This is a genomic window from Pseudomonas sp. 10B238, from assembly GCF_000970615.1.
GTDB lineage: Bacteria > Pseudomonadota > Gammaproteobacteria > Pseudomonadales > Pseudomonadaceae > Stutzerimonas.
In genome coordinates, this window is record NZ_KQ033932.1 from 1 (window position 1) to 17,532 (window position 17,532).

The 17,532-nt window shown below is 60.7% G+C and carries 14 protein-coding genes; 6 read left to right on the forward strand and 8 right to left on the reverse strand.

From position 1 onward, the window contains the following. The 3 genes from RT21_RS23920 to RT21_RS10110 all read left to right on the forward strand — a co-directional run. The coding region (locus RT21_RS23920; RefSeq protein WP_218186911.1) for a hypothetical protein at positions 1-220 on the forward strand (220 nt) is incomplete at its 5' end. A 169-nt stretch (positions 221-389) separates the two neighbouring features. After that, entirely contained in the window at positions 390-677 is a 288-nt protein-coding gene (locus RT21_RS10105; RefSeq protein ID WP_021209947.1) for a metal-sensing transcriptional repressor, read from the forward strand. Between the two features lie 29 nt (positions 678-706). Then, positions 707-1,057, forward strand: a complete 351-nt coding sequence (locus RT21_RS10110) for a DUF3147 family protein (RefSeq protein WP_046162662.1) — start codon at positions 707-709, stop codon at positions 1,055-1,057. A 111-nt stretch (positions 1,058-1,168) separates the two neighbouring features. Here the strand turns inward: RT21_RS10110 and RT21_RS10115 are convergent, their stop codons facing one another. The 5 genes from RT21_RS10115 to RT21_RS10135 form a co-directional block, all read right to left on the reverse strand. Continuing rightward, complete coding sequence (locus RT21_RS10115; protein WP_046162663.1) at positions 1,169-3,130, reverse strand: methyl-accepting chemotaxis protein; 1,962 nt, start codon at positions 3,128-3,130, stop codon at positions 1,169-1,171. A gap of 451 nt (positions 3,131-3,581) precedes the next feature. Beyond that, positions 3,582-4,370, reverse strand: coding sequence for a WecB/TagA/CpsF family glycosyltransferase (locus tag RT21_RS10120; protein ID WP_234463553.1), 789 nt, complete (start codon positions 4,368-4,370; stop codon positions 3,582-3,584). Positions 4,371-4,867: 497 nt separating this feature from the next. Next, entirely contained in the window at positions 4,868-6,604 is a 1,737-nt protein-coding gene (locus tag RT21_RS10125) for a sensor domain-containing diguanylate cyclase (protein WP_046162664.1), read from the reverse strand. A 360-nt stretch (positions 6,605-6,964) separates the two neighbouring features. Beyond that, complete coding sequence (locus RT21_RS10130) at positions 6,965-7,666, reverse strand: SDR family NAD(P)-dependent oxidoreductase (protein WP_046162846.1); 702 nt, start codon at positions 7,664-7,666, stop codon at positions 6,965-6,967. 64 nt (positions 7,667-7,730) lie between these two features. Next, positions 7,731-9,041: an ABC1 kinase family protein gene (locus RT21_RS10135; protein WP_046162665.1), complete on the reverse strand. Its 1,311-nt coding sequence runs from the start codon at positions 9,039-9,041 to the stop codon at positions 7,731-7,733. Positions 9,042-9,487: 446 nt separating this feature from the next. On the opposite strand from RT21_RS10135, the gene RT21_RS10140 reads away from it, so the two are divergent. The 3 genes from RT21_RS10140 (at position 9,488) to RT21_RS10150 (ending at position 14,382) form a co-directional block, all read left to right on the forward strand. Further along, the gene (locus RT21_RS10140; RefSeq protein WP_046162666.1) at positions 9,488-11,014 is read left to right on the forward strand and encodes an ATPase domain-containing protein; all 1,527 of its coding nucleotides are present in this window, start codon (positions 9,488-9,490) and stop codon (positions 11,012-11,014) included. Beyond that, positions 10,998-12,719 carry a response regulator gene (locus RT21_RS10145; RefSeq protein WP_046162667.1) on the forward strand — a complete coding sequence of 574 codons (1,722 nt, stop codon included), beginning with the start codon at positions 10,998-11,000 and terminating at the stop codon, positions 12,717-12,719. Before RT21_RS10140 ends, RT21_RS10145 begins: the two co-directional genes overlap by 17 nt. A 136-nt stretch (positions 12,720-12,855) precedes the next feature. Further along, a complete protein-coding gene (locus RT21_RS10150) occupies positions 12,856-14,382 on the forward strand; it encodes a sialate O-acetylesterase (RefSeq protein ID WP_052724742.1) in 1,527 nt (508 codons plus the stop codon). Positions 14,383-14,561: 179 nt separating this feature from the next. Here the strand turns inward: RT21_RS10150 and RT21_RS10155 are convergent, their stop codons facing one another. From RT21_RS10155 to RT21_RS10165, 3 genes are all read right to left on the reverse strand, one after another. After that, positions 14,562-15,053 carry a (R)-mandelonitrile lyase gene (locus tag RT21_RS10155; RefSeq protein ID WP_052724743.1) on the reverse strand — a complete coding sequence of 164 codons (492 nt, stop codon included), beginning with the start codon at positions 15,051-15,053 and terminating at the stop codon, positions 14,562-14,564. Positions 15,054-15,134: 81 nt separating this feature from the next. Then, complete coding sequence (locus tag RT21_RS10160; protein ID WP_046162668.1) at positions 15,135-16,172, reverse strand: alpha/beta hydrolase; 1,038 nt, start codon at positions 16,170-16,172, stop codon at positions 15,135-15,137. Between the two features lie 4 nt (positions 16,173-16,176). Then, entirely contained in the window at positions 16,177-17,448 is a 1,272-nt protein-coding gene (locus RT21_RS10165) for an MFS transporter (RefSeq protein WP_200598855.1), read from the reverse strand. Between the last annotated feature and the right edge of the window lie 84 nt (positions 17,449-17,532).

Here is a 17,532-nt window from a genome sequence, read left to right on the forward strand (position 1 = left end):
GCGGACGCTCTGGCAGCGTACTGACGGTGAGGAGCGTGGTCAGGTATGGCGTTTCGTGCACGTGATCGGCGGTAAGCGTGGAGTGGTAGTGATCCACGCATTCGGCACAGACCGAAATACCCGTGCTGTGGGAATGCGCATGAGCACGGTCCTCGCCGTTCCACGCACCTTGGCTCACCCCAGGGCCAAGCGCGGCGCTATGTCCGGCCCATGCCATTAGCATGACGAGAGCAAGGACAAACGTTAACTGAGCGCTGACCTGTTTACTGAGCATGATGTGTCTTCGATTACAGATTCGGCTGGCCGCCCGACGACAACGACAGGTTTGCCATATCCCCCCCAGGGGGATAGGATCAGAGCGTAAGTCATCGAGGCATGGGACTCAAGGCATGAGCGATCAAGAACACGCCCATCAGCACCAAAGTCATAGCGATATCATCAAAAGGTTGAAGCGTGCCGAAGGTCATCTGCGCAGCATCGTGGGCATGATCGAGGCCGGTCGCCCCTGTGTGGACCTTGCCCAGCAGCTACACGCGGTAGAAAAAGCGGTTTGCCAGGCCAAGCGCACCTTGATCCAAGACCACATCGATCACTGTCTGGAGCATGCGCTCGCGGCCACCGAGCAGGGTGACACCACCGCGCTGAGCGACTTCAAGCAGATCACCAAGTACCTCTGAGCTTCTTTCGCCGCCCAGCGGAGCACGCCATGACCTGGATAGTGACCAAGTACCTGATCACTGCACTGATGGTGGTTCTGGTATCCGAAGCAGCCAAGCATGGCGACCGTATTGGCGGGGTAATCGCCGCCCTGCCCATAGTCACGGTGCTGACCTTGATCTGGCTGCACATCGAGCATCAGCCGGAACAAAAGATCGCCAATCATGCCTGGTACACCTTCTGGTATGTGATCCCCACGCTACCGGCGCTGTTGATGTTCCCGCTCCTAATGTCTCGCTTCGGCTTCTGGCTGGCACTGGCGGGTTACGCATTGGCCACGTGCCTATGTTTCGCCCTGTTTGCTCTAGCAATGCGCCGCTTCGGCATCGAACTGCTGTGATGGGCGACTGAGGTCAGCTGTGAAGCAGTAGCAGCACTGTTCTAGGTACGATTCTGCCAATCGCGCGCGGCTAGTTTGGGACAGTACAAAACCAACCCGACAGCTCGCGGCTCAAGCAACCTTGAACCGTCCCACCAGCTGTTGCTGTTGTTCAGCCAGGCGGGCGAGCTCCAGGCTGGTCGTGGCCGTCTGTTCTGCGCCAGCGCTCACCTGAATCGCAACATCGTTGATTTCGACGATGTTGCGGTTGATGTCTTCGGCCACTGCACTCTGCTGCTCTGCCGCCGTTGCGATTTGCAGGTTGCGATCACTGATCGCCGAAACACCTTCAGCTATCTCTGCGAGCAACTCACCCGCCCGGCCAATGTTGCTGGAGCCGCTCTGCGCTTTGACCAATGTTTCCTGCATCGAGCGAGCCGCCCGGTCAGCCCCGCCCTGGAGGTTGGCGATCATGCTTTGGATATTTCCGGTGGACTCCTGGGTCTTCTGGGCAAGCGTCCGTACCTCAGACGCGACGACCGCAAACCCACGCCCATGCTCCCCTGCTCGGGCAGCTTCGATGGCCGCGTTGAGCGCCAGCAGGTTCGTCTGGTCAGCAATCCCACGGATCACATCCAGCACAGACGAGATGGAATCGCTCTCGCGCTTCAGGTCCGCGATGATGCTAGCCGTTTGCTCAGCTTGGTCAGAAAGCTCACGAATGAGGCCGATGGTGCTTTCGACCTCGGCTCGCCCTTGAGCGGTATTGGCGTTGAGCTGCTGCGACAGTTCGGCGGCATCGTTTGTGCTTCTGGCCACATCGCGCACGGTCGCGCTCATTTCGTTGATGGCGGTCACCACCAGCTCGGTTCCCTGACGCTGCCGATCGATGCTCTCGCTCGTTTGTACGGTGACTGCGGATGACTCCTCGGCGGCGGTCGCCACCTGCGCCGTTGCGGTACTGATCTCTTGAACGACCTGCTGCAGCTCCATCGCCATGAGGTTGAGGTTGCGTGAGATTTCGCCGAACTCGTCCTTGCCCTCGTAGCGCGACTTGGCCGTCAGATCCCGCGCCGACAGTGCCAGCAGCGCCTGATTGACCTCCCGAACGGCCAGTTTGATGTTGCGAATGATCAGCAAGGACAGGCCAACCACCACCAACAGCGCGATGACCACTGCGGAGACGGTCATCCACAAGGCGCTCTGTGCCTCGTCGCGCGCTTGAGCGGCCAAGGTCCCGACGTCCTGAGCCAGTGTCTGCTCCAGCTCACCCATAAGATCGATTCGGTTGGTGGCTGTCTCGAACCACTTTTCACTGTCAACGCCCAGGCTTTGGCCAATCGGCACCTCAAAAGCCAAGCGTTGCAGCCGCGCCACTTCGAGCGCGCTCGGCTGCTGCAGTTTTTCGTCCAGCGCACGGGTAAAACCCTCCGCCGCCGCACGACGAAAGCCTTCCATATAGGCAGAGAATTCACCGAGGTTTCGGCTGAAAGAGGCAAGCAAAGGCGCGTCGAAGCGATCCTGAGCGAAGACAACACCCAGCATTGCGCGCTCGCGGCCTGCACGCTCCTTCATTTCGATGAACTGATTGAGGCCGCCTAGCGCTCGTGCGAGCGTGGCGTCCTGCACCCCGCGTTCCACCGCATGTGTGAAACCGATCAGGGATCTGATGTGTCCGGTGAAGCGCGCACCCGACTCCACATTGGTGATCGCAAACGTGTCGACCTGTGAACGTGTTGCCGGAAGTTCATCAAGGCCCTTTAGAACACTGCCTATGTGCGAGCTATCACGTGCGGCAAGTTCCCTCACGGCGCTCAACGCTTCATTGGTAGCTTGACGCATGCCTGGCAGGCGATTCGCCATGGTGCGTCCCTGGCTCCCCAGGTAGACGCCACTGGCGCCACGCTCACGCTGCAATGCGGTGATCAGACGGCTGACGGTCTGCGCGGCCACGCTGGCCTCTACAGTGTCCTCCATCTGTTTCAGCGTGCTGTAGCTGTTAGCGATGTACAGGCTGGCGAGCCAAAGGAAACCGAGTACCGGGCACGCAAGAATGAGAACGAGCTTCGCGCTCAGGGGAATATTTTTCAGCATAGGAACCTCATGCTCCGTTTTCACGGAGCGGCGCAGGCATGGGCATTTCTCGCTCCGCTGCACCGGGATGCAGTGCATCCGATGCGTGAGAGCGGTTTTTATGTCTGTTTGGGCGGTCGAAGCTTTTAGTAGATGCTCAGAAGCTTTTCGTGGATGCCCAATACAGAGGCCGACGCATGCCGAACAGGCTGCGTGGAATCCGTTTTTGACGGGGGGTATTTTTTCGGTTTGAGCCTCAGCCATCCCTGACGCAAGTCAATTTAGTAACGTCAATATCTTGCCGCTCGTCGGGACGTGCGTCACTCAGTAGACCTATCCCGATCGAGGGTGGGCGGCGGCTGCGCCGCCATGGGTTGGGCTGGCGAAATTCTTTCGATTACAACCAGATCAACGACAGCGTCGGGTCGGACGGCAGTCGTAAAAGGGAACGACGGCCGTCACGCTCCGGCCATCACCGAAATTGCCGGTACACGATAGGCATGATGCGAACCGCATCTTTGGCGTAGCGCTTTGCCAGGCGTCGCGGTTCGGTGCACATACGGTGCAACCATTCGAGCGACATGCGCTGCATCCATCTCGGCGCTCGCTTAACCTTGCCGGAGAGGAAGTCGATTGACGCCCCGACGCAAAGTCCAACCCCTCGTGCTCGACCATCTGCTCGAATCAGTCGCCCCAGAACTTCCTGACGTGGGCAACCTACGGCAAGCACCACGAGCTCGGCAGGATGACCGATGACGAAGTCCATGCACGTCTGAACGTCCTGCGGGTTGTCGTCGAACCCCATGGGCGGGTTGTGATGGAAAAAGGTCACATTCGGGTATAGCCGACGCATCGTTCGTATGTCCGATGCGTCGCTGCCAACCACCGTTACCCGCCACCTTTTCGCCTCGGCGACATACATCAGTTCCGCGGTCAGGTCGCTGCCAGGGATAACGTCCGGGACAGGGATGCGCAGCAGTGTCATCAAGCCTTTCAACACCTGGCTATCGCAAATCCTGTGACTGGCGTTTGCATAGGCGCGGCGCAGTTCGGGATCGTCTTCGAGCCGGACCACATGGTTGACGTTAGGGGTGACGATATAGCTGAACTCGCGGTTGCTCGCCTCGATGATGTGGGCGATGAGCTCAGCATTCGATCCGTCATAGAACTCGATATCGAACCCTCTTACTGTGCTTTGTCTGTTGCAACTGGACGGTCGCTCGTCTGCATGGGGCTCCTTGGGTCCCAAAAGCTTTTGCAAAACGTTGTCTCCTCGTCAGACATAGGGCATCGCATACGGGTGCGTTCAAGCTCAGCCAGCATTAAACGCCGCTGAAGCTTGCATGGTTCTTAAACTGAACCCGATCGAACGCAGAGGTTCGAGCCAAGCGGCGAGGAACCGGACGGCGAACAGCTGGCTTTGACGCGTCCGTGGCGATCAACCTGCAGCGCTGCCGTCTGACACGCATTTGCGGTCGCTTCGGCAGCTGTCGGATCACTGAGGATGGGGACAGTGCTCGGCCAGCTCGCAACGCAACGCCGTGTGGAATCGAGCACCTGGGCAATGCCCTTGGCGTGGGGGAGAGTTGGTCGCAAAGAAACAACCGCATCAGGTCGTCACGGGATCCTATGCGATGCCGCAGCGCATCAGCAGCGATGCGCGGCAGGCAAGACCCATCCATATGGCTATATAGAGAGCTGCCCAATCCGTCCCGCCGATGGTCAGGCGGTTGGGTCACAACGGGCACACCAATCGGTTCAATCGCTTACGCGATCAGCCAACGCTTCGATGCTGAAAACCATAGCGGGCTCTGCTTGGCACACGCGGTTGCGACCGCTTTCCTTAGCCTCGTACAACGCCCCGTCGGCGCGCGCTAGTGCGGACTCGATGCTCTCTTGGGTGGTATCGATCTCTGCGACACCGATACTTACGGTGACCTGAATGTTCTCGCCTATGTTGGACGTAACTTCCAGCGCCTGCACGGCGCAACGGATTCGCTCGGCAAATTGGCCAGCCTCCATGAGGTTAGCCGCTGGCAGCAGAACGACAAACTCCTCGCCGCCCAAACGAGCAACCAGGTCAATAGTGCGACTTTCTTCTTTCAGCGTTTTCGCCAAGTGCCTGATGACCTGGTCGCCACTGGCGTGGCCGTGGGAGTCGTTAATGCGTTTGAAATGATCAATATCGAGCGTCACGATCGATATCGAAGTGCGGGAGCTTCTGGCCAGATTGAGTAAGTAATCTGATTCTGGAAAGAAGTACCGTCGGTTATACAGCTTGGTCAGAGGGTCAGTGTCCGCCTGCTTTTTCAAATCCTCTTGAGAGGCACGCATATCCTCTAGCAGCTTGATCCGGTGCGAGATGATGAATGCCAGCGTCAGCGCTTCGAGCACGATACCGATGCCAACCCCATGACTGCTTACATAGGTCGGTGAAAGGATGCCTTTATAAGTAAGCACGGCAAGAATATTGAATAGCACGAAGAAGCTGTGGCCAACCAGGAAATACTTTACGAGCGGATGACCTTTGCGATACAGCGAGATGCTGACCGAAAAGGTGACCAGCATCATCAGCGCTGCCAGACTGCTTGCCGGTTTGAGCGCAGCAGAAATATCAAAAAGGGACCATATGAAGGTGACCGCCAGGAGCGCAATCAGCGCTTGCAGAAAGCGGTGCTCGGTGGGGTAGAACAACTTCGTCTCGAAGATTGACATCATGAACAGCAGCAAGAAGATGGGCATCGTAATCAGCGACATGTTCAGCTGGAAAACTGCGTCGCCATACCCATCAAACACGCTGGCAATCAGGCCGTAGGAGAGCGCGATCCAGACCAGCCCAGAGATAAGATAAAGCGAATAGTAGATGTTCTCTCTGTTACTGGTGGCGAAATACAGCAGCGCATTGTAGAACACTAGAGCGAGCAGCATGCCGACCATAAGAGCGATGTCGGTATTAACACTTACCAATGCCAGACGCGACGCTCTTTCGTTATAAATATCGATCGCGAACCATTGGTGAGAATAAGATACGCTGCGCAAGTAAAGCGTGGTGGACTGCTGCGCGGGAAGCGCCAGCGGGAAAACTAAAGTTCCGCGAAACATCAAGTCGGAATCAGCAGCTTGGTTCATATTAAGCTGTTCGCGTTGCCGCAGCTTGCCGTCCCGTTCTTCATAAATTTCAACTGAGCGTAGATGGTATGCATGCGGAAGGTGAATAAACAGCTTCTGATCCGTATCCGATGCGTTGCGCAGAATAAGCCGGTACCAGGCTACCCTTGCATCAGCGCCAAGAGAGGTCCGGTTGCCAGTTTCGTTAAATGGCTGGGCTCTGGCCTGGTCAAACGTCAGGTTGTGCGAGGCATCGACAAAATAGCCCATCCGAAAATCGGTCTGTTTGATTGGGTGCTCGCCAATTACTACCTCTGGTGCTGCCCGTGCCTGCGCCGCTGCCAGCAGCACAATAAACGCGAACAACACCTGCTTATATAGATCCATCTGCCAAAGCCTGTTTTATGTTCGCGTGTGCACGGGTCATACGTAGCGCTGCGGTTCTTTAATGGAATATACGCATAACGGACCATCACTCCCATTGTGAAATCATGAACAGAGGGAGCGCGCCTGACAGATGCTAGGGGCCAGTGGCAGGGAAGACTATTCGAGCATACTTTCCCCTCGCGGAAGGCTCGACGTAAGTCCCGTTGCGCTCGGTTGTGGAACCGTTTCCTGAAGGCTATTTAGTTCAGGATCAGTCGAACCGCGTTACCTCAAGCTGCCGCGCCACCAGCAATTAGAAACGACACACCCTATGTAGCTGAAAATCAGCAGTCCCTGCCCTCCCTACTTCATCGCCTGCTTCTACCAGGGCAACGCTTCACCGTTATAGGCGTAAAACCCTCCGCTCGCCTCAGGTCCCAACCCGTCGATAACGCGCAGCAGATCATGCGCTGCATCGGCGGCAGGCCGGCCAATCTCGGCGCCGCGGAAGGGCTGGGATAGATTCGAGCTGACCGTGCCTGGATGCAACGCCAGCAGTACGGCATTCGGCTGGCTGCGCTTGATTTCGATGGAGGCGGTCTTGATCAGCATATTCAGCGCGGCCTTGGAGGCGCGATAGCTGTACCAGCCACCGAGGCGGTTGTCGCCGATGCTGCCGACCTTGGCGGAGAGCATCGCCAGCACGCCCCGCTGACGGTCGAGCAATCCGGAGAAATACCGCAGCAGCAGCGCCGGGCCGAAGGTGTTGACCTGAAAGGTTTCGAGTAGCTGTTGATGGTCGAGGTCAGCGAGGCGTTTTTCCGGTATGAAAGCATCGCTGTGCAGCACGCCGGCGGCGTTGATGATCAGGTGGAAAGGCCCATGTCCGGCTAGCTCCGCCGCGGCCTGCTCGATGCTGACCGGATCAGACAAGTCCAGCGGCGGCGAAGTCGAGCGCCCCAGTTCCGTTACTGATGCGCAGCGTGGGTCCGTGCGCAACGCGTCTACCAGCGCAGCCCCGATGCCACCGGAGGCACCAATGACCAGCGCGCGATAGCCCTCGGGAAACGATTCCATCTGCATCATGGTTGCCTCTGGCCGAGATCCGGCCTGGTTGGGTGGGTCGGGCTCAGTTCAGATCGAGCGCTCAGCCCGGTTTGTTGGTTTGCAGGCCGGCGCGCCATTGCTCGATATGGTTTGCGAGCAGGTCAGCCACCGGCAGGCGAGCGCCGAGTCGGTAGAGGTTCCAGTAATGCCCCTCTAGCGTGCGGTTGACCAGCAGCGTACCGGACGCCGGCTGCAGACTGCCGAGCGCCGACATCAACAGCGGCGAAAGCTCGATCAGTTGCTGATGCAGCGATGCGCCGCGAAAATCCCATTGCGCACCCGGTTGCAGCAACGGGTGCAGCAGCAGATGGATGCGGCGATACAGACTATGCGGCGGCGCGCTGCCGGGCTGGCGACCGCCGAGTGCCTGGAAGCCCGGCTCCAGCGCCTCGCTGGAGGGGCCGCGCAGGGCATCGAAGATCTGCACATAAGCGCGTAGCAAACGCTCCGGCAGTGGCACGACACTGCCGAAATCGTAGACCACCAGCTCCCCCGTCTCGGTCCAGGCCAGGTTGCCCGGGTGCGGATCGGCGTGCAGCTGCCCGAGGCCGAACGCCTGCTCGGCAAGCCAATCGCACAGCGCTTCGGCCAGGCGCTGGCGAATTTCGGCGGACGCCTGTTCAACCTCGTTCATTGAGCGCCCCGGCCGCTCCTCCAGCACCAGCACACCTGGGCGGCACAGCTCCGTTGCGGCAAAGGGAATATGCACACCTGGCCAATCCGCAAAGTGCTGCCGGAAGCACTCCAGGTTTTGGCGCTCGGCGTCGTAGTCGAGTTCCTGGTCGATGCCGCGTTGCAACTCACGGTAGACGGACTCGAGGCGCGCCGAGGGCGTGCCGAACAATCGCCCCAGCGGCATCAGCCGGCGCAGCTGACGCAGGTCGGCGTCGCAGATGGCGCGGATGCCCGGGTACTGGATTTTCATGATCAACGCCCGCCCCTGCTGGTCACGCGCCCGGTGCACCTGCCCCAGGGACGCCGCCGCGGCGGGTTGCGCTTCGATGGTGTCGAACAGTTCGTACAAGCGCCCGTCATAGCGACGCTGGAGATGTGATTCGAGCGAGGCGAACGGCAGCGATGGCACCTGATTCTGCAGACGAGACAACGCCGCGCTGACCGGTGGGGGCAGGACGTCCTGCCATTGCGAGGCTTGCTGGCCGAGCTTGAGCACCGGGCCTTTCATCTGCCCCAGCGTATCCCCCAGCAAGGCCCCGATCGGCGCCCAGTCGATACGTGCCTTGCCGGGGGTGATGCGCTGCACCAGCAGGTTCCCGGCGATTCGTGCGCCGGTGCCGCCGAGATTCAGAAAGCGCCCCAGTGCAGACGCCGATGGGCGAGAGAAACGAGACATGCAGGTTACCCGCGGCAGGCAAAGCCTGATCATGGGGCAGCTGACCAGATGAACCAAGGGTCAATGGTTGCAACCTGTTGCGTCGTCATCTCGTCAGTAGCCTGTTCGACACAGCAAGCGAAACGTCTGCAAGCCCGGTCTGGCGGGCTATCAAGCCCGCAATAGAACCGGCTGAGCGCGCCTGGTAAACAGGCTGACACGGAACGGGCCAGGGGAAAACGGGTCGGATTATCTGACTGCGCCCCTCGGCTATCGTCCGCCGCACGCCTGCAACACGCTCGCTCGGTATGCCCCTGGCGATTGCTCGAGAGGGTTTTAGCCCGACCCGCCGATTAGGCACTTTACGGGCGTGTTCCGCATGGCCCTTGCCCTGAATTCATGGACTCGGCCGGCAGGAACAACAAACGCGGCTTCATTCATACAAAAGCCTGCGTAAGGAGTACGGAATGACCGATCACATTGATCCTTCCTTCAACCCGGACGAAGACTTCCCTCGTATTTCCACAGGCAGCGAAGGCCTGGACGACATCCTCGGCGGCGGCCTGGACCCGAACCGGATGTACCTCTACGAAGGCAGCCCGGGCGCCGGTAAAACCACCATCGCCATGCAATTCCTGCTGGAGGGAGTTCGTCAGGGCGAACAGGTCCTTTATGTGACCCTGTCGGAAACCAAGCAAGAACTGGAACTGGTCGCCAAGCGGCACGGCTGGTCGCTCGAAGGCATCGACGTGTTCGAGCTGGTAACCCCTGAGGCCAGCCTCGACCCTGAGCTCGAACTGACCGTCCTGCATCCGGCAGAGATGGAGCTGAGCGAAACCACTCAGCAAGTCTTCGACCGCGTGACACAAACCAACCCGACCCGGGTGATCTTCGACAGCCTCTCGGAAATGCGATTGCTGGCGCAAAGCCCGCTGCGCTATCGGCGTCAGGTTTTGGCACTCAAGCACTTCTTCACCACCCGCCGCTGCACCGTGATCCTGCTGGACGACCAGACCTCGGAACTGGGCGACCTGCAGCTTCACTCGATCTCCCACGGCGTGGTCATGCTGGAGCAGCTGGCCATCGACTACGGCGCCGAGCGCCGGCGTTTGCGCGTGGTGAAGATGCGCGGCATCCAGTTTCGCGGCGGCTATCACGACTTCGTCATCCGCAAAGGCGGGTTGCAGATCTTCCCTCGTCTGATCGCGGCCGAGCATCACTCCCGCTACATTGGCGAGGCGGCCTCATCCGGCAATGCCGCACTGGACACCATGCTCGGCGGCGGTCTGGAGCGTGGCACCAACGCGCTGTTCGTCGGGGCAGCAGGCGTTGGCAAGTCGTCCTTGGCATTGAGTTTTGCGGTCGCCGCATGCAAGCGCGGCGAGCAGGTCTCCTTCTTCGTCTTCGACGAAAACATCGGCACGCTGCTGGCGCGTGGACGGTCGCTAGGGCTTGCCATGGAGCCCTGGATCGAACAGGGCCTGCTGCATCTGCAACAGGTTGACCCGGCTGAGTTGTCGCCCGGTGAATTCACCGCAGCCGTGCGTCGCAGCGTTGAAGAGCAAGGCTCGAAGTTGGTAATCCTGGACAGCCTCAACGGCTATCTGCATGCGATGCCGGATGGCCGCTTCCTGATCCTGCAGATGCACGAGCTGCTGAGCTACCTGGGACAAAAAGGCGTCATCAGCATCATGGTGCTGGCCCAGCATGGGCTGGTGGGACCAATGGATACGCCAATCGATATCAGCTACCTCAGCGATGCGGTTATCATGCTGCGCTACTTCGAGCACGCCGGTATCGTCCGCAGGGCCTTGTCCGTGGTCAAGAAGCGCAGCGGGCGGCACGAGAACACCGTTCGCGAATACCGGCTCAGCACTACCGGCGTCGAGGTCGGGCCACCGCTGAGTCACTTCAGCGGGATTCTATCGGGCACACCGGAATACACCGGTGATGCGACTCAGCTACTGACAGACGAGCATGACGACGCCCACTAAACCAGAGCATCCGCTGATCGTCGTCTACGCCCCCATCGGCCGGGATGGCCCGGCCACAGCCGAACTGCTGCGCCGCAGCGGCATGGATGCGGTGGTCTGTCACGGCGTCGATGAAGTGCTGCGACGCGCCGAAACCGATGCCTCGGCGGTGTTCATCGCCGAAGAAGGCCTTTTTGGCCATGATCTACAGGCCTTGTCCGACTGGGTCGATCAGCAACCGCCCTGGTCGGACTTTCCGTTTGTGGTCCTCACCAGCAAGCACCAACAGCCCGCCGTTGCCGCCTGGCGTCAGCGCATGGTGGCGGCGCTGCGCAACGTCTCGTTGCTGGAGCGGCCCGTGCAGAGCATCACCCTGACCAGCGCCATTCAGGCCGCCGTACGGGGTCGTCTGCGCCAGTACGAAGTGCGCGCACTGATCGATGCGCGCGAACGGGCCTCACAAGAGCTCGAAGCACTGGTGGTAGAGCGCACCAGCGAACTGGAACGCACCAACCTCGAATTGCGCACGCAGATGGCCGAGCGTGCGCACATCGAAGAAACCCTGCGGCAAACGCAGAAGATCGAAGCCATCGGCCAGCTCACCGGTGGCATCGCCCACGACTTCAACAACCTGCTAATGGTGATCTCTGGCGGGCTCGACATGCTTGATCGCCGCGCCGATCCAGAGCGCCGCAAGCGCCTCATGGACGGCATGCGACAAGCCGCCCAGCGCGGCTCGGCACTGACCCGACAGCTGCTCGCGTTTTCCCGGAGGCAGTCATTGGCGCCGGAAGCCGTCGACCTGGCTCAGCGGATCAGCCAGATGCGCGAACTGCTCGACCGCAGCTTGCGCGGCGATGTGCACGTGAAAGAAGAATTTGCAGCAGACCTGTGGCCCGTCGAGGTGGATCCAGGCGAACTCGAGCTGGTCATCCTCAACCTCGCCGTCAATGCGCGCGATGCCATGCCTGAAGGTGGTTCGATTCTTCTGCAGGCCTGCAACGCACCCAACGAAAAAGTGCTGGGTCGCCGGGGCGATTTTGTTCGCCTGGCGGTCATCGATTCCGGCGTCGGCATCCCAGCTGACGTTCGCAATCGGGTTTTCGATCCCTTCTTCACGACCAAGGAGATCGGCAAGGGATCGGGGCTCGGCCTCGCTCAGGTGTACGGCTTCGCGCGGCAATCCGGCGGCACGGTGTGGATCGATACCGAATGCGGCCAGGGCACCAGCGTGGTGATGTTGCTGCCGCGCTCGGTCAACTTGCCGAGCCCGGCGAAAGACCAACCGCTGGTGAACGAGCCGGCCCGGCGCTCGGTTGGCAACGTATTGCTGGTTGATGACGATGACGAAGTGGCCGCACTGGTGGGCGAGATGCTCGAACACCTCGGCTATGAGGTGACCTATGCCGCCAGCGCCGCGGCAGCGCTGGGTGCGCTCGCCAATGAGCGGGAAGTCGATGTCGTGTTCTCCGACGTGATGATGCCCGGCGGCATGAACGGCCTGGAGCTGGCACGGGAAATCCGGGCACGCCAGTTTGGTGTGCCGGTTCTGCTCACCAGTGGCTACGCCGAGGCAATCAAGCAAACGGCCGAAGCCGAAGGCGTACAGGTGCTGGCCAAACCCTACCGGCTGGAAGAGTTGGCAGCGGCCCTCAAGGGCGTGGTCGAAACCATCTTGGCCCCCCACAGCCTTGCCGCTCGCGATGTGCATCGCCTTGATGGCTAGGGCCCGTCGCGCACTCCACCAGAACTAAGCGCATCCCAGGCCGTCGAAACGCCTGCCCTACGCTTGCGGTACGCCGCATCCGGCCGCCTCCCCTTGCATCGCGCTCGTCTGCGCCTCAATCACAAGGAACCGATCGATGCTCACTGCTGACAACCAGTCCCGCCGAACCTTCCTGGCCCCTCGCACCCCGATTGCTTATGCCTTCAGCGGCCTGCTGTTATCAGGCGCCGCACTGCTCGCCCATGCCGATGAACAGGCTATCGCGGCGCGCGACGCGCAGAACAAGCGCTGGAGCCAACAGATGATCGAGCAGCCCAAGCATCAGCCGCCGGCGCTCGACGCGAAGTACAACCACATCATCACCTTCGGCCAGTCGCTGGCCTCCGCTGCCGAGGGCTGGCCTGCACTGTCGAAAAAACCGGGCTACGACAACCTGATGTTGGGCGACGCGACGCGCTCGGCGACCTTCAGTGGTGATCGTTTCGTGCCGGTCGGTGGTGCCGCGTTCAAGCCGCTGCAGGCGGTGGTGCAGCTCAAGCGCGACCCCAAGGTTCTGCTCGATGCCGAGGCCGTCGCGCAGTTGGAAGCACAGGCGCAGGAAGAAGGCGAGTCGGTCGAGGTGGGCGCATTGAACATGGCCCGACGGCTCTATCTCGACAGCAAAGGCATCGAGGCCGACCCAGAGCATTTGCTCGTCGCCAGCAACGCCGCCACCTCCGGCCGTTCCATCGCACAACTATCCAAAGTCGGCGGCACCCACGAATACAAGCGCGTGCTCCAGGCTGTGGATCAGGCCCGGCAGGTCGCGCAAGCCGATGACGCCAGCTACACCCTCAGCGCGCTGTTCTGGTTGCAGGGCGAATACGACTATGCCGAAGTCCAGGGCGGCATCAACGACAAGGCCACCTACAAGAAGATGCTGCGTCAGTTACGCAACGACCTGAACGAGGACACCGCCAAGGCCATCGGCCAGAAGCGGATGCCTGCATTCATCAGCTACCAGACCGACGCCAAGACGTCGGTCGTCGATGGCAGCCTGGACATCGGCCTTGCGCAGTGGGAACTGGCGCAGGAAGAACCCAACTGGTACCTCGCCGGCCCGGTCTATCCTTACGTCGACAAAGGCACGCATCTATCCGCCAATGGCTATCGCTGGTTCGGCCAGATGCTCGGCAAGGTGTTTCATCAAGTGGTGGTCGAGCAACGTGGTTGGCAACCGCTATCACCGCTGCACGCGACGGTCGAAGGACGTGAAATCCTGATGGACTTCCACGTGCCACATCCCCCGCTGGCGTTCAGCGAGCCCTATCTCGGGCACAAGGCGCAGATGATCGAGAACTATGGTTTCGTCATCACCGATGACAAGGGCAAGGTGCCGGTGGAAAACATCGAAGCCGCTGCTGATACCGTGTTGCGGCTGGTCGTCGGCCGCGATCTGGCGGGCATCCCGACCATCCGCTACGCCAGCCATGCAACAGGCGGCGCCGGTGAGCTGCATGACAGTGACCCGACCGTCGCGGACGCCCACTACGAATACCTGCCCGACGAAGGCATGCCGGAAGAGGCAAACATCGAGGCGCTGGTCGGCAAGCCCTACCCGCTCTACAACTGGTCCATTGCCTTCGAACTCAAGCCCAGCCAAGGGCATGATTCGGCGCGCTGACTTTAGGCGACGCCAAAGAGCAGCCATCCCCACCCACCGAGGCGCGACGATCAGCGCGACATTGATGAATCCCGCATCGCGGCTTCGGTAGTAGAACGAGCCGCGCTAGCGAACCGCAGGTTCCGTTGCTGAGCCGGCACACTCGTCAGCTTGGGGGTTTACCGCATCACGCAGCGCCTCTATCGCCTGGAGGAGTTCCGCTGGTATTGCGTGTCGCTGACCTTTTCGAGCCATTCGACGTTCTGGCCTTGCTCGTCAGTCCCGGTCACGGCGATGTGTGTCATAGCGGTCTCGGGCGCAGCGCCATGCCAGTGCTTAACGCCCGGCGGGCACCAGACCACGTCGCCCGGCTTGATCACCTGAATAGGTTCGCCCCACTGCTGGACGCGACCCACGCCAGCGGTGACGATCAGGTATTGGCCCTTGGGATGGGTGTGCCAGGCCGAGCGGGCGCCAGGCTCGAAAGTGACGTAGGCGCCAGAGGCATTCATGTGTTTGGTCGCGCTGTAGAGCGGGTCAATGCGGGTGCGCCCGGTAAACCATGCATCGGGGCCGGCAATGGATGCCTGGCTGCCGGCGGCGGCAATGCGTTGGTCTTCGGCGTTGCCTTCATCGGCGAATGCCATCGGCACCAGGGTCGAGATAAACAGGGTCAACAGTAGCGTGCGCATGGGTCTCTCCGCGTTAAATGGTTGGGTCGGGCGCCGTTTCATGGCCGAATGGAATAGCGGGGCCGGCCACGGCTTGCCGGATTACTCGCTCAGGTTGTTCCTGAAGAAAGCAGCGAGCTTGTCGAAGGGGATCAGGTCGACGCGGTCATAGAGATCGACGTGCCCGGCACCTTTGATCCACAGCAGCTCCTTCGGCTCGCCCGCCTGACGGTAGGCCGCTTCGCTGAACTCCTTCGAGTGCGCCTCGTCGCCGGAAATGAACAGCATCGGGCGCGGGGAAATCGTCTCGATGTCATTGAACGGATAGAAGTTCATGAACTTCACGTTGCTGGTCAGTGTTGGGTGCGTGGTCAGATCAGGCGTTGAGCTGGCCGGCGTGAACTCGCCGCGGGCCGTACGGTAGAAGTCGAAGAACTCGCGTTGGATGGGGTGAGTGTCCTCGTCCAACTGGTGCACCGTGCCGCCGGTGTAGCGAGTCTCGCCGCCGGTGAATTCGGCGTAGCGCTGCTCCGCGGCCTCGGCGAGGATCTGCTTACGCTGCTCGAGCGTCTGCGACTTGTTCAGGGCGTCGCGGTTGGCCGCGCCCATGTCGTACATGCTAACCGTCGCGATGGCCTTCATGCGGGGGTCGATCTTGGCCGCGCTGATGACAAAGCTGCCGCTGCCGCAGATCCCCAATACGCCGATCCGCTCCCGGTCCACGAACGGCCGCGTGCCGAGGTAATCCACCGCGGCGCTGAACGCCTCTGCATAAACGTCCGGCGCCACCACATTGCGCGGCTGGCCTTCGCTCTCGCCCCAGAACGACTGGTCGATGGCGAGCGTGACGAAGCCCTGCTCGGCGAGCTTCTGTGCGTAGAGATTCGAACTCTGCTCCTTCACTGCGCCCATGGGGTGGCCCACGATGATCGCGGGGTAGCGCGTGTTCCGGTCAGCATCTTTAGGCATGAACAGGTTGCCCACGACCTCCATGTTGTATTGGTTATCGAACCGGACCTTTTCCAGGCTCAAACTATCGCTCGTGTAGAAATTATTGGCACCGTCAGACATGTCTTGTCCCATTGCGTTGAATGCGTAGGCGCTGGTTATTAGTCCTACCGCCAGAAGCAGCTTTTTCATCGGTCTATCCTTCTTCATGCAGTGATCGGGAATGGGCGGCCAGCTGGCCTGGTGGCTGTTCAGCACCCGGCGTAGTCACCACCCTTTGTCCGGTATGTGAGCGCGATGTCAGGAAAGTCAGAAATGCCGCAATTAGTAGCAGGGCCATGCCGCTGAGAAAGGTGCTGCGGTAGCCGCTGGTGTCGAACAGCAACCCGCCCAGCATCGAGCCCACGGCGATCGACAGTTGAATCACCGCCACCATTAGTCCGCCACCGGCCTCGGCGTTTTGTGGAAAGGTCCTCGGCACCCAGCTCCACCAGCCGACCGGAGCGGCAGTGGCAATGAGTCCCCAGGCCCCAAGAAGCACGACGACAACGCCCATCGCGTGACCGAATTGGGTCAGCGACAGTGCGATGACGGCCATCAGCACGGGGATGCCGATCAGCGTCGGATAGAGGCCGCGTTTGAGGACCGAACTGATCAGCAGCGTGCCGATAAAGCCCATCACCCCGATCACGAGCAGCATCAGCGAGAGCGTGGACACGTCGACCCCTGTCACCGTCTCGAGAAATGGCCGCAAGTAGGTAAACAGCGTGAACTGGCCCATGAAGAACGCCCCGACAGCCAGCATGCCCAAGGCCACCACCCGGTGTTTGAGCAGGCTGAAGACATGAAACGGTTGGGCCTTGCGAGCCTCGGTCGGCATCGAAGGCAGGCTGATCCACTGCCAAATGAGCGCGGCGAGGGCCACCGGGACCAGGCACAGGAAGGCGCCGCGCCAGCCGATGATTGAGCCCAGATAACTGCCCAGAGGAGCCGCGACGACCGTGGCCAGCGCATTGCCGCCGTTGAACACTGCCAGTGCCCGCGGGACCTGATCTTCCGGAACCAGGCGCATGGCCGTCGCCGCGGACATCGACCAGAATCCACCAACCACCACGCCGATTAGCGCGCGGCCAAGCATGTAGGTGACGTAGTTCGGCGCCAGCGCAACGACCGCGCCAGACAACCCCATGACTCCCGTCAGCAGCAGCAACAGCGCCTTGCGGTTCATGTGCCCAGCGAGCGAGGAAATGAACAGGCTGGTCACCACGGCGAAGGCGCCGGAAATCGCAATGCCCTGACCGACGCTCCCCTCGCTGATGTTGAGGTCAGCGGCGATGGGCGTGAGCAGACTGACAGGCATAAACTCGGAGGCGATCAGCGCAAATACGCACATCGACATGGCGAACACCCCGCCCCAATGGGCAGTCTCGTGGTTGTCTAATGTGGCATCGGTTGTGTAGCTGGTCATGAGTGGCGATACCCCTGAAGCGGCCTCACTGACCGCAATGCTTGGCCGGCGCGGCGAGCTGCACACCCAAGAATCGGTTGCGAG